Below are 14,379 nucleotides of genomic sequence, written 5' to 3'. Positions count from 1 at the left end.
CGGAAGGAGGAATAAGGTTATGGCTCGATTGGAAGATATAAGAGGTCTTGCAGAAGCACATGCATCCAGTATCAGCAGTTCGCCCAGGGACTGGATGAACTATCTGGATACCGCAGCCAGATTATACCGATACCCATTTATGGATCAGCTTCTGATTCATGCACAGCGTCCACAGGCAACTGCCTGTGCGTCGCTGGAATTATGGAATCAAAAAATGTTCCGGTGGGTAAACAGAGGGGCAAAAGGAATTGCCCTTATAGATGAAACCACGCAGAAAACAAGACTTCGATATGTATTCGATGTTCAGGATACCCATATGGTAAATGGTGGAAGAACACCGTATCTGTGGAAACTACAGGAAGAACAGCAGGAAGAGGTATTGCTTCACCTGGAAGAAGTTTATGGATTGGAAGCGAAAGATACGAAAAATCTTTCTGACGCTTTGATGGCAACCGCTAGGTATATGGTGGAGGAAAATCTGGAGGAGTATCTGGATGGTCTGTTGTATGTGACAGAGGGAACCTATCTGGAAGAACTGGAGGAAGATACCATCCGCAGTGAGTTCCGAAGTCTGTTGACGGACAGCATTTATTATACACTTGCTTCCAGATGCGGACTTGCTCCAATGGAACGGCAGGAGGAAATGGATTTTGTACATATTACAGATTACAATCGCCTCTCTGTGCTGACATTCATTGGAAATGCCACAAGCAGAGCGAGTGAATCAGTTCTGGTGGATATTGGAAGATATGTACATCGCATTTCATTAGAAGAAATGAAAAAAGGTATTGAAAATTCAGAAGAAAGGAATTATAATAACTTTAACACGTTAATTCGCGAAAGCAAAGAAAACAACGATACTATTACAGAAAAAGAATATTCACAGGAAAATGAAGGAGGAAATGAGTATGGCACTGACATATCATCGAAAAGGGGATTATCTGTTTCCAAACCTGACAATTCAGGAAACAGAAGCACAGATCGGGAAATACGGAATGCTGCGGAGGACATTTCTGAAGGAGTACAAGAACAGCCTGTACCAGAGCCTGTTGCTGACCGGGAAATTGAACAGCCATCTGGAGGAGATCGAGAAAGCGGCACAGGAGAGATTGGAAGTACTGATGGAGAAACTGTTGGAGAAGAATCCGGCACCGTCGAAAGAGGAGAACCCGATGGCGTGGGCAGCACATATGAACAGTCTGACGGCAACAGCGGAAGAGAGCATCTTGACGGAATTGGTATACAGTTAATTGAAGATACAAGTGAAGATCAGTTAAGTAAAGCAGAGGAAGAAATTGCCTCTGCTTTATCTTTGCCAGAACTTCCGTCTGTAAATGAACAGAAACGAGAAATTGAAAACAGAGTAGCTGCCCTTTATGCAGGAGAGATTGCCATTCCAAGTGAAGTGGTCGATGAGGTTTTAAGAACCGGGGGAAACCGAAGTAAAAGCCAGCTTCGTATTATCTATAATTTTATGAGTGAACAGACACCGGAAGAATATACGGAGTTTGTAAAGCGGGAGTATGGAACTGGTGGAAAAGGTTTTGAAATCAATGGAATGGAATATTCTGTCTGGTTTGACGAAACCGGATTGCAGATTGCAGTAGGGCATACCGTTACTGATCAGATTCTGGATAAGGCGTTTTTATCCTGGGAAGATGTGAGTGGACGTATCCATCAGCTTTTGAAACAGGGTGAATATGCACCGCAGTCTGTACTCGATGTTGCAAGGGAGAACGCAGTAAAGGAACATGCCCAGTCACTTGCCTATATGAAAGCAGATATGGCAGAGGGTGTAGAAGAACTTGTTTTTGATGAAGAAGATTTACCGCATCTTCGCAGTATTTATCCAGAAATAACAGATTACCTGGAAGAAAAACTGGTAGATCCACAGTGGCTGTCAGATCTGAATGAGCGTTTGGAAGGGCTGGCAATGGCTTATGAGGAAGATAAAAGCATTATGCGGTTCCGCACCTATAATCCAATCAGAATATCTGGTCAGTTCCAGAAATTTGCGGCAGAAGTAGTTCCTTACAATGCAAGGGCTGGCTTTACATGGCAGGAGCATAAGGTGTTTATTACTCAGGATGAAATAGATGCTTTTCTTTCCGGGGGAGGACCGTATTCAGATGGCAGGCTTTCTACATATTCTTTTTATCTTCTGAATGAAGATGAGAAAGCCAGAACGGATTTTATTAAAGAAAGATACGGAACAGGTGGTTGTAGCCACGCTTTATGTGGTGCAGATAATTCCCATGCAGATTATGACGGAAAAGGGTTGAAACTGGAGAGAGGAACCTATGGGAATCCAGATACTTCGGTGTTGCTTCCCTGGGCAAAAGTGGCAAAAAGAGTTGGCTATCTGATTGACAACCAACAGTTTTTACATTCTGCTGATTATTCCCGTATGCCAGATTATGAAAGGGAACGAATTGCAGGGAAAGTGATCAGCTTTTATGCAAGACTGCCAGAAGAAATTGAGCGTCCATTTAAACAGGATTTCTTCAATGAAGAAGCAAGAAAAGAATTACCTGCTATGCTGAATGATTCAGAACAGGCACAGAAACTGTTACAGGCGATGGACGATGCACTGGCGATGCTGCCATTGGATTTTGAATCAGTGAATGAAACTTATGAGAAGAAATTACAGCTTTTAACAGAAGTACATCAGTATGTGGAGGGCAGCTATACGATTTTCCCGGCACAGGAAGTAGCAGAGCAGACGGAAGGCTTGACAGGATACCAGATGTCTTTATTTGACATTATGAGTAATTCTGAATCAGAGGAACCTACGGAAGAACTGGAAGTAGAAGAATCGACTGCAGAAGCGGAAGAGATACAGAATGAAGAACCAGAGGCAGATCCTCATATGTACTTTGAAGAAGCAAAAGAATTGTGGGAAGATGGCTTTTATGAGGATGATTATGTATTAAAAAGTCGTGTAGGCGAACTGATTTATGACAGCATGGATACAGTTGGAAAATCTGTAGAGGATTTTTCCGAGGAACAGATGGCTGTTATCCGAAAGCTGGCTGAACAGGAGCGTATGTTAGAACCAGTACTGAATCCAGACTTTTCACCGGAACAGATGCAGTTGGTTTCTGACATTTCAGAAAAAATCTGGAATGATAATGGCAGATGGCAGGAGGATATGATCGAGCCATATACAGATCATGTCATGAATCCAGAAGAAATTACCAGAGTACGACAGGAATTGGATTTACAAGAATCAGATTTTGAGTTAGAAGATGTAGTTGTACAGGAACAGTGGGACGAGAATGTATTTGAATATCAGGGGTATCATTTTGAAGCAGTGGGGATTCTTCCGCAAGGTCTGGAAGGAAAAGAATTGGTAAATCAGACAAGAGGAAATACAGAATTGCACTTGACTACTTACGAGCGAGAAGATGATATTTTATATTCTTATGCAGGATTCTACGAAGCGAGTGGTTCATCAAAAGCTGATATTTTCCGGTGTATGGAAACCGGACGAAATTATATTCCAGGGGAGAACGAACTGTTTGGCTATGAGGGAGAATTTTTACCATATCTGCAGAATGAACAGGTGCAGGAACAGGAACCTCATAATTTCCATATTACAGACGATGACCTTGGTGCTGGCGGTCCGAAAGCAAAGTTTAAAGCAAATATGGAAGCTATCCGGCTGCTGAAAGAACTGGAACAGGAGCAGAGATTAGCAACACCGGAAGAACAGGAAGTGTTGTCAAGATATGTTGGATGGGGCGGTATTCCACAGGCTTTTGAAGAAAGAAACAGTGCCTGGGCAGAGGAATACACGCAGTTAAAAGGAGTCCTCACGCCAGAAGAATACAGTGCAGCAAGGGCATCAACGCTAAATGCTTTTTATACTTCTCCGACGGTTATCAAGGCTATGTATGAAGCACTTGGAAATATGGGACTGAAACAGGGAAATATCCTGGAGCCATCCTGTGGAGTTGGTAACTTTATGGGACTTTTACCGGAAAGCATGAGTGCTGCAAATATGTACGGCGTGGAGCTTGATCCGGTTTCCGGGCAGATCGCGAAACAGCTTTACCAGAAGAACAGGATTGCAGTACAGGGATTTGAGGAAACCAGTTACCCGGACAGCTTTTTTGACTGTGTGATTGGAAATGTACCGTTTGGGGCATATCAGGTCAGTGACCGCAAGTATGACAGATACCATTTTATGATTCATGATTATTTTATTGCAAAATCCTTAGACCTGGTACGCCCGGGAGGAGTGGTGGCAGTTGTTACATCAAGCGGTACAATGGATAAACAGAATCCGGAAGTCCGACAGTATTTTGCAAACCGGGCAGATCTGCTAGGGGCAATCCGCTTACCGAACAATGCTTTCCAGAGAAATGCCAATACCAGTGTGGTTGCGGATATTCTGTTTTTCCAGAAAAGGGACAGGGCTGCGATCACAGAGCCAGACTGGGTACAGTTAAAAACCACGTCAGAAGGCTATACAGTCAATTCCTATTTTGCAGATCATCCGAAAATGGTGCTTGGGGATTTCACAACAGAAAGTACCCAGTACGGAAAACAGGAAGTGACGGTAAAGGCAAAAGAGGGAGTAGATCTGGCAGAGCAGTTAAAAGAAGCGGTAAAGCATATCCAAGGAACTATTACAGAGCAGGAGATTTCGGATACGGAATTGGAAGAACAGGTGGTATCCATACCGGCAGATCCGAACATTAAGAACTTCAGCTTTGCACTTGTCGGAGAGGATATTTATTACAGGGAAAATTCTGCTATGAATAAGATGGAACTTCCCGTTGTGACAGGCGAACGTGTCAGAGGTATGGTTGCCATCCGGGATGCAACAAACAGGCTTTTGGAACGGCAGTTGGATGAATGCAGTGATGAAGAGGTTGCCAGCTTACAGGCTGAGTTGAATCAGGTTTATGACAGTTTTACTGCCAAGTATGGACTACTCAGCAGCAATGCAAATAAAAGAGCGTTCAGCATGGACAGCAGCTATTGCCTTTTGACTTCCCTTGAATTTCTGGATGAAAAGGGCGAGTTGAAGCGGAAAGCAGACATATTTACGAAAAGGACGATCCGCAGGGCAGAGCCGGTAACATCGGTAGATACTGCAAGTGAGGCACTGGCGGTATCTATCGGGGAAAAGGCGAAAGTGGATATTCCTTATATGATGGAGCTTACAGGGAAAACAGAGGAAGAGGTCACAGAGGAGCTTACAGGTGTTATCTTCAAAAATCCGCTTACAGATAAATGGGAGCCATCCGACGAGTATCTTTCTGGGAATGTCAGGGAGAAGCTGAACGTTGCAAGGCAGTTTGCAGAAAACCATCCGGAATATATGGTCAATGTGCAGGCACTGGAACGGGTACAGCCGAAAGACCTGGACGCTTCCGAGATTGAAGCAAGGCTTGGTGCAACATGGATTTCTCCGGACTATATTACAGAGTTCATGGCAGAAACATTCCATACACCACGACACCATATCAATTATGAGCGTATTAAAGTGCAGTATGCGGAAGTGACTGGACAGTGGAATGTAAAGGGAAAGAATGTGGATAGCAGCAATAATCCACTTTCCACATCAACTTATGGAACACAGAGGGCAAATGCTTATCGCTTGTTGGAGGATGCACTGAATCTGCGTGACACAAAAATTTATGACACAATACATGATGCGGATGGGGAACACCGGGTACTGAACCGAAAAGAAACTACTCTGGCGCAGCAGAAGCAGGAACTGATCCGGGAGGAATTTAAAGAGTGGATTTTTAAGGATATGAGCCGACGGGAAACGCTCTGCAAAATTTATAATGAACGGTTTAACAGTGTAAGACCAAGAGAATATGATGGCAGTCATATCCAGTTTGTCGGAATGAATCCGGAAATTAAGCTGATGGAGCATCAGAAAAATGCAGTGGCACATATCCTTTATGGAAATAATACACTGCTCGCACACTGCGTAGGTGCAGGTAAGACATTCCAGATGATCGCAGCCGGTATGGAGAGCAAGCGTCTGGGACTGGCACAAAAGAGCCTTTATGTGGTTCCAAACCATTTGCTGGAACAGTGGGGAAGTGATTTTTTACGCTTATATCCGGGAGCAAATATTCTGGTGGCAACGAAGAAAGACTTTGAACCGGCAAACAGAAAACGGTTCTGTTCCAGAATCGCAACAGGGGATTATGATGCGGTCATTATTGGACACAGCCAGTTCGAGAAAATCCCGCTTTCCAGGGAAAGACAGATTGCATTGCTGGAAGATCAGATTGCAGATATTACATTTTCTATTGAATCAGCAAAGACGCAGGTCGGGGAGCAGTATACCGTTAAACAGATGGAAAAGACGAAGAAAACCCTGAAAGCAAAACTGGAAAAATTAAATGACCAGACACGAAAGGATGATGTTGTGACTTTTGAGCAGTTAGGCGTGGACAGGCTGTTTGTGGACGAGTCACATTATTATAAAAATCTTTTTTTATACACTAAAATGCGGAATGTGGCAGGCATTTCACAGACCGATGCACAGAAAAGTTCAGATATGTTTATGAAATGCAGGTACATGGATGAGATTACCGGGGGAAAAGGAATCACGTTTGCAACGGGAACACCCGTATCAAACAGTATGACCGAATTATACACCATTATGAGATACCTCCAGTATGATACTTTAATGAATATGGGAATGGGACATTTTGATTCGTGGGCAGCGACTTTTGGAGAAACAGTTACAGCAATCGAATTGTCACCGGAAGGGACGGGCTATCGTGCAAAAACACGATTTGCCCGTTTTTTTAATCTTCCGGAACTGATTTCCATATTTAAGGAAACAGCAGATATTCAGACTGCGGACATGTTGAATCTTCCTGTACCGGAAGCAGAATATATCAATGAAGTATTAAAACCGAGCGATGAGCAGAAAGAAATGGTGGAAGCATTTTCAGAACGTGCAGAGCAGGTTAGGGGAGGTGCGGTAGATCCAAGGGTAGATAACATGCTCAAAATTACCAATGATGGAAGAAAATGTGCATTAGACCAGAGGCTTTTAAATGATATGCTGCCAGATGCAGGGGAAAGCAAGGTAAATGCCTGCGTGGAGAATGCTTTCCAGGTATGGAAGGACGGAAAAGATACACAGGCTACCCAGCTGATTTTCTGTGACCTCAGCACACCGAAAACTGACGGAACATTCAATGTTTATGATGATGTGAGAAACAAGCTGGTGGAACGGGGAATCCCGAAAGAGCAGATCGCATTTATCCATGAGTACAATACGGAGGTGAAAAAAGCGGAGCTGTTTGCAAAGGTGCGGGCCGGGCAGGTAAGAATCCTGATGGGTTCCACTCCAAAACTCGGTGCTGGTACCAACGTCCAGGACAGACTACTTGCACTGCATCATCTGGACTGCCCTTGGAAACCGTCAGATCTGGAACAGCAGGAGGGACGTATTCTCAGGCAGGGAAACCAGAATGACAAGGTAAAAATCTTCCGGTATGTAACGGAAAATACGTTTGATTCGTACATGTGGCAGATTCTGGAAAACAAGCAGAAGTTTATTTCACAGATCATGACCAGTAAATCCCCGGTGCGTGCCTGTGAAGATGTAGATGATACAGCCCTGTCCTATGCAGAGATCAAAGCACTGGCAACAGGAAACGAGTACATCAAAGAAAAAATGGATCTGGATGTGCAGGTAAGTAAACTGAAACTTCTGAAAGCAAACCACACCAGTCAGATCTATCGTCTGGAATCGGATATTGCAAAGCGGTATCCGGTACAGATTGTAGCATTGAAGGAGAAAATTGCCGGTATGCGTGTGGATGCAGATGTGGTAAAAGAAGTAGATTTACAGGATAATGACCACTTTGCAATGACAGTCGGTGGAAAGCTGTATACCGATAAAAAGGAAGCGGGAGTTGCACTCATTTCAGCAGCATCCGGTTTGAAGTCCGTAAAATCAGCCGGGCAGATTGGGGAATATCATGGTTTTGCACTTTCTTCAGAATATAATTTTCTGTCGAATACTTATACCATGACGATCAAGGGAAAATGTTCTTATAAGATTGAGTTCGGAAAGGATACTCTGGGCAATATCCAGAGGATTCATAATGCACTTTCTGCAATCGAGAAAAAGCTGGCAGATACCGAGCAGAATCTGGAAACGGTACAACAGCAGTTAAAGACCGCACAGGAAGAGGTGCAGAAGCCATTCCCGAAAGAAGCGGAACTGAGTGAAAAAATGGAACGTCTGGCAGAACTAAATGCCATGCTGAACATGGATGAGAAAGGGGGAGAAAATCTTCTGGCAGACGAGGAAATCGGGGAAAACCCGGAAGTAAACGTGCCGGAGGAACGACAGGACAGAATTGCTGACAGTGTTCATAAAACATCTATTCTGGAAAGAATGAAAGAACAGAAACAGCAGGAGCAGACAGGCGAAAAACAGCAGAAACCAAAAAAGAAACATGAACAGGAGTTATAAAGGGTATCCCGTCAGAGTGACAGAGCTTTGGCGGGATTTTTCTATGGAGGATTTGATTATGGCAAACAGAGAAGAACAGTTAAAGCAGATTACAGAGCAGTTGGAACAGGGTGTTGCAGAAATATTCACATCAGAAAAATATACGGAATATCTGAACACAATGGCAAAGTTCCATAATTACAGTTTTAATAATACATTGTTGATCGCTATGCAGAAACCGGAAGCAACACTGGTAGCGGGGTATCAGGCATGGCAGAAGAAATTCAACCGACAGGTAAAAAGAGGGGAAAAAGGCATCCAGATTATTGCCCCGGCTCCGTTTAAAGAGAAACAGGAGATTGAAAAAACTGATCCGGAAACAGGCGAGATTGTGATTGGAAAAGATGGACAGCCGGAAACAGAAGTAGTAGAGCGTGTCATTACAAAATTCCGGGTTACGACAGTATTTGATGTCAGCCAGACCACAGGAGAACCGATTCCAGAGTTTGAGGTATCAGAACTGGAGGGAGATGTTTTGATCTACCATGATTTTATGGAATCATTAAAAATGGTTGCCCCGGTTCCTATCCGTTTTATTGAGATTGATGGGGAGGCGAAAGGCTTTTATCAGCTTGTCGATAAATATATTGCTATCCAGCCTGGCATGAGTGAGGCACAAACCATGAAAACAGCGGTGCATGAAACCGCACATGCAGTATTGCATGATCGTGATCAGATGGAAGCAGAGGGCATCGTAAAAGATCAGCTTACAAGGGAAGTAGAAGCAGAAAGTGTTGCCTATGTGGTATGTAACCATTTCGGACTGGACACATCGGAGTATTCTTTTTCCTATATTGCAAGCTGGTCTTCCGGTAAAAATATGAAAGAGCTTCGTGCTTCTATGGACACCATCCGTAAGACTTCTGCTGATATGATTGGACAGATTGAGGAAAAACTCAAAGAACTTCAGATAGAAAGAGCAGAGCAGGAAGCAGATGTTGTGGAGCAGACAGAAGAAATGAGTGCCATGCAGTATGCAGAACAGACTATTAATCGTCTGGAGCAGGAACGGACGATTTTCAGCAATGACCAGAGAAATCTTATCGTGAATTTTGCTTATAAACTGGATGACAGGGAAGCAACGGAAAAACTGGCAGAGAATCTTGCGGAATCTATTCTGGATGGAAACAGAGAAGCGGTACTAAATCTGATTGGAGAAGCGGAGGAACAGATTGACAGTCTGCCGGATTCGATGATCGGGTTATCTGAACTGCATGAGGCTGGATTCTATTCGGAAAGTATGCTGCCGCTTACCAGGGAACGGGCAGTGGAGCTGCACCATGAGGGAGTAACGGTTTACGGACTGACCGGAGCAGTTGGCGGTCAGGAGCAGTCGCAAAGGGTTATGGATCTGGAACTGGATATTTTACAGCATGACGGATTATTCGGAGTGACAAAATTTGAATGGAAAAATTACCGGAGAAGTCAGGAAACGGTTATGACACCGGAAGAAAAAGCAAAGATCAAAGAAACGCTTCTTCTGGAAAGTGATGGAAAACGTTATGGTATTTATCAGATTAACAGTGGACAGGAAGAAAGAGGGTATCAGTTTTTAAGTCTGGAAACGGCAAAAGAAATGGGATTTACCGTAGATGGCAAAGACTATCAGATGGTTTACAGTGAAAGACTGAGAGATGCTACGACACTGGACAATCTCTTTGAGCGATTTAATATAGAGCGTCCAAACGATTTTACCGGGCATTCCATGTCAGTCAGTGACGTGATCATTATGAATCGGGGTGGCAGATTAACCGCATACTATGTGGATTCCTTTGGATTTACAGAACTGCCGGACTTTGTGGCACAGAGAGTTGAAATGTTAAATGCCAATTCTGTAAAAGCGTATCCGGATGTTTATATGGGAACTTTGGAAAATGCTATGCAGGAAAGAAATATAGACGCTTACCTGGATTCCAGAAAACTGAATATTGACTGTAAAAATGCAATCGAACAGGCAATCACTGAAAACTTTGATGGCATGAGCCTGACCCCGGATACTGCGACAGGAGTGATTGAAAAATATGGAGAAGAACGGGTTGCCTTTGTTCTGGCAAATACATTGAAACAGCTCTCCTATGATGGAAGATTTTCTGATGGCAATAAACGGTGGGCTGATGGTATTGATGTTCCAGAAAATATCAGCCGGGGAATAGATTTGAACAGGGATTACATTGTGAGCAGCCACCCTGCAGTCTTGAATGGCTTCATTGATATGGCAAGAAACGAAATCCGCACCCGGAAACTGGAAGAGATGCTTGGCGTGAAAAATCAGCATATCACTGAAAATACAAGAGGGTATGAAGCAGACGGACATACAGGCACCTGGTATGCAGTGGATATGAAAACGTATCATGGTGAGCGATTCTTCCAGATGCGGAGTGAGGAATACGGTCAGGAAGTGGCAGATATTATTGTGTCGGAGAATGGAACACTGGTGTCAGAGGACATCTGGCATGGATTTGATGAAGGAGCCAGGGAAGCTATTTCAGAATATCTGGAAGAAAAAGGTGCAACAGTATATGACCTGATGAATATTTCGGACCAGGCAACAGTTATCTTAGCAGACGGGACAGTTATGAAAATAACGGAACAGCAGACGATCAGTAAAGATACATGGGAACCGACACTGACCGGACAGAATCTGCAGGGGGAAGAACAGAAATTTAGTTTCTTCGAGATACATAAAGTCAGAGAAAAAAATGGCATTGACCTGAAAATGCCAGAAAATCATTATATTGACCAATATTATGTGATCGAAGATCTGGCAGCAAAAGGTGGGATGAAGATCGAGAGATATAAGGATTTGGGAGCTGCCCTTGGAGCATATTACTCTCTGCCTAATCATAAAATGAAAGCTCTTGGAATTGAAAATACAGCACCGCTGCGAGGCAGTCTTGATTTTATCCAGTGCAAGAATGGAATAGATACGCTGATCTATGATTGTCAGAAAGTGGAGGGATGGCTGAATCCGCAGATATACAATACTTTTAAAGAGATAGGTAACAGTCTGGAAGTGCATGATACAGAGATAGCATACCAGATTGGAGAGCGGTATTTTACAATTCAGACAGTAGAAGATGGTTATGATTATACATTTTATGATAAGGATTATCTGGAACTGGATGGCGGTGTTTATGATGATCCGACTATCTCTATTTCTGAGGCAATGGAGAATATTTTAGAAGAGGAAGGACTTTCGGTAGAAGATGCAAGCGTGATGGATTATGAAGAAATGTATGCAGAAATTGAATATGCAGAAGAAGAGAGACTGGAGAAGATACAATTTGAACGTACTTGCCCAAAGGCTTTTTTTGATGGTTATGACAGGGAAGCGGCATTAAAAAGTTATGAGGGAATAACCGTACAATTTAAAATGTCTGGTATGTATTTAACAGTGCAACCGACGGAGGATGGCTATAAATACCTGGTTTATGATCAGGAACTTCATGAAATTTCAGGAGATGCCTGTGGAAATCCAGAAGATTCTATTCAGAAAGCAATGTATTCCAGCTTGAAAAATGAAGGATTGGAAGATGTTGAATGTGTAAAAGTTGATGACAGGGAGTTTCGGGATAAGGTAATCAGTCATTCTAAAGAAGTGCTGGCCAGTGGAGATGTTCGATTCACTTCGGAACTTGGCAGATGTGAAACAGCATTGAATGGGATGGACAGGGCAGAAATTGAATATGAAGTTTTATTTCATGCAAGAGCTGTTCTGGAAGAAATGGGACTGGAAAATGAAGTTACATTGATTGGGGCGAGAGTACATGGTTCCAGAAGCAGAGATGACCTGTATCGTGCAGATTCTGATCTTGATGTGGTGCTTTCTTATCGAGGAAATATTCGAGAGGATAGTTTTTTTAACGAATTGAATTCGTATGGTATGGCAATAGCAGGCATTAAAGTAGACATTAACCCAATCTTAGAAGAAAGAATTACTTTGGCAGAGTATATAAAGGAATCGGAAGCCTATCTTGATCAGCAGGAAATCAGGAAACTCGCAGTGGACTTGGATAATTTTAGTTATGAATATGATACTTATGAATATAAAGATACCGTTGAAAATAGGGAAGAACAGGTTGAGAAACTCACAGAGGATATTTTGAACAAGGAGACAGCAGGTTTAAAAGACTGGCTGACTGAGGTGACAGAAGAATCGGATATAGACAGCGATGTAGTCACTGCCCAGTCATTACTTTCACGTCTGAAAAATGCAGAAACACTTTCTGTTTTTACCAGACAGCCAGAGCAGAAACAGCCGGAAGACACGATCACTTTTTATGTTGCGGAGTGTATGGAATTTCCTGTTATGGGTGAGTACCACGAAAATCTTACTTTGGAAGAAGCCTTACACATTTATGAAACCATTCCCGCTGAACGTATGAATGGGATAAAAGGTGTTGGATTTGAACTGCATGATGGAAGCGATTATGACGGACCGTATGATCTTATGCGACTGGGAAAAGTAGACCGGGAAGGTGTGGAGATGATTAAACACTATAAGGAAAGTTCATTAGTTCAGAAAGCAATGGATGATGTGGAAAAATATTTTGCCAGGAAGCAGGAACTTACAAAAAGAACAGAACAGGTAGTTGGAGATAAGCCTATACAGAAAGAAAATGTTTCACATCCAAAGAGCAGAAAAGAATCTGTTCTTCAGGCACTCCGGGAACGTCAGGCAAAAATAAAAGAGCAGGAACAGACTGCAACGAAAGAAAAATCCAGAACACATAAGAAGGGAGAGGTGTCATTATGATGGTAAGATTTGAGGAAGATGAATATATTGCTGTTGCGATTTTTGATGCGGGTGACAGGATTCAGACAATGAATGCTATGGATGAAATTTTTTCCTATCTGGATGAAGATATGAAGTATCTGATATTTACAACAATTCAGAAGCTGTATTATCTTAGCGATGAAGGATACAAAGAGCTGGAAAGAACCGTAGAGATTTATAAAGCAGACTTGGAGGTGGATGGAGAATGAGTAGAAGTCAGTTTGCAGTTTATCAGTTAAAAAAGAAGCCGGAATTGAGAAACCTTCTTTTCCGTACCTATGAAGAACTTGCACAGGATCAGATTCCTGTGCAGGTGAAAAATTATGAACAGGTGTATCTTGGAACAATGAAACCGGGAGAAACGCCAGAGCAGATAAAAAAGGAGCTGGAGAAGAAACAACCACATAATTATAAAGGTCATGCAATCAGTACCAGTGACGTGATGATCTTGAATGATAATGGGATCACGACTGTTTACTATGTAAATAAAGATGCTTTTATAGAGATTTCTGATTTTATGAAAGTTGCATCTTCGGAAAACGGTGGACTTACGAAGGATACGGTTGGCTATGAAATAGAGGGAAAAGACGGATCATGGGAAGTAATAGATTATCTGCTGGTAGAAGGCAAGAATTATTTCCTTATGGAACATGAGCAGTATGGGAAAGATGTTGCGTATGTAGTTTTGAACCAGGACGGCAAAGTGATTGTAGATAGCACCTATAATGGATTTGATGATGCGGTAAAACAGAAAATTCTTGATTCTCTGCATCCGCCAGTGCAGGAACAGACAGAAAATAGTAAACCGAAACTGGATAACTGGCAGAAGTATCTGGAAAATGGGGAATACCTGAGAAGTGCGGAAATTACAGAGGAAGCAAATTATAATATGATTGACGGACTTAGAAATAATTCTGCACCGAAAGATAAAAAGAAGCGTCCAAAAGAATCCGTTCTTGCGAAGCTGAATGAGAAAAAGGAAGAAGTTGCCAAGCGTAGTGGACAGAAAGCAATGCAGCAGATAATGGGACAAGACGTGGAGCGTACAAAAAAATAAAAATGAGAGGCTGGTCACAGTTGTGGCTAGCTT

4 protein-coding genes are annotated in these 14,379 nt (G+C 42.7%); all 4 read left to right on the top strand.

Going from position 1 to position 14,379, the window contains the following annotated elements:
• The first annotated feature begins 19 nt into the window (after positions 1-19).
• Genes DXA18_RS16985 through DXA18_RS10355 form a run of 4 tightly spaced genes read left to right on the top strand, consistent with a single transcriptional unit; the run spans position 20 to position 14,346 of the window.
• Positions 20-8,473: a DEAD/DEAH box helicase family protein gene (locus DXA18_RS16985; RefSeq protein ID WP_330424532.1), complete on the top strand. Its 8,454-nt coding sequence runs from the start codon at positions 20-22 to the stop codon at positions 8,471-8,473.
• Between the two features lie 58 nt (positions 8,474-8,531).
• A complete protein-coding gene (locus DXA18_RS10365; RefSeq protein WP_118383831.1) occupies positions 8,532-13,268 on the top strand; it encodes a DUF3849 domain-containing protein in 4,737 nt (1,578 codons plus the stop codon).
• A complete protein-coding gene (locus DXA18_RS10360; protein ID WP_029730849.1) occupies positions 13,265-13,498 on the top strand; it encodes a transposon-transfer assisting family protein in 234 nt (77 codons plus the stop codon). The genes DXA18_RS10365 and DXA18_RS10360 overlap by 4 nt, the downstream gene beginning before the upstream one ends.
• Entirely contained in the window at positions 13,495-14,346 is an 852-nt protein-coding gene (locus tag DXA18_RS10355) for a YodL domain-containing protein (protein WP_117650084.1), read from the top strand. Before DXA18_RS10360 ends, DXA18_RS10355 begins: the two co-directional genes overlap by 4 nt.
• The last annotated feature ends 33 nt before the right edge of the window (positions 14,347-14,379 follow it).

The organism is Dorea sp. AM58-8 (assembly GCF_003464045.1).
Taxonomy (GTDB): domain Bacteria; phylum Bacillota; class Clostridia; order Lachnospirales; family Lachnospiraceae; genus Claveliimonas; species Claveliimonas ammoniilytica.
Note: the sequence above shows the minus strand (reverse complement) of the source record. Positions and strands in the feature narration are given on the sequence as shown.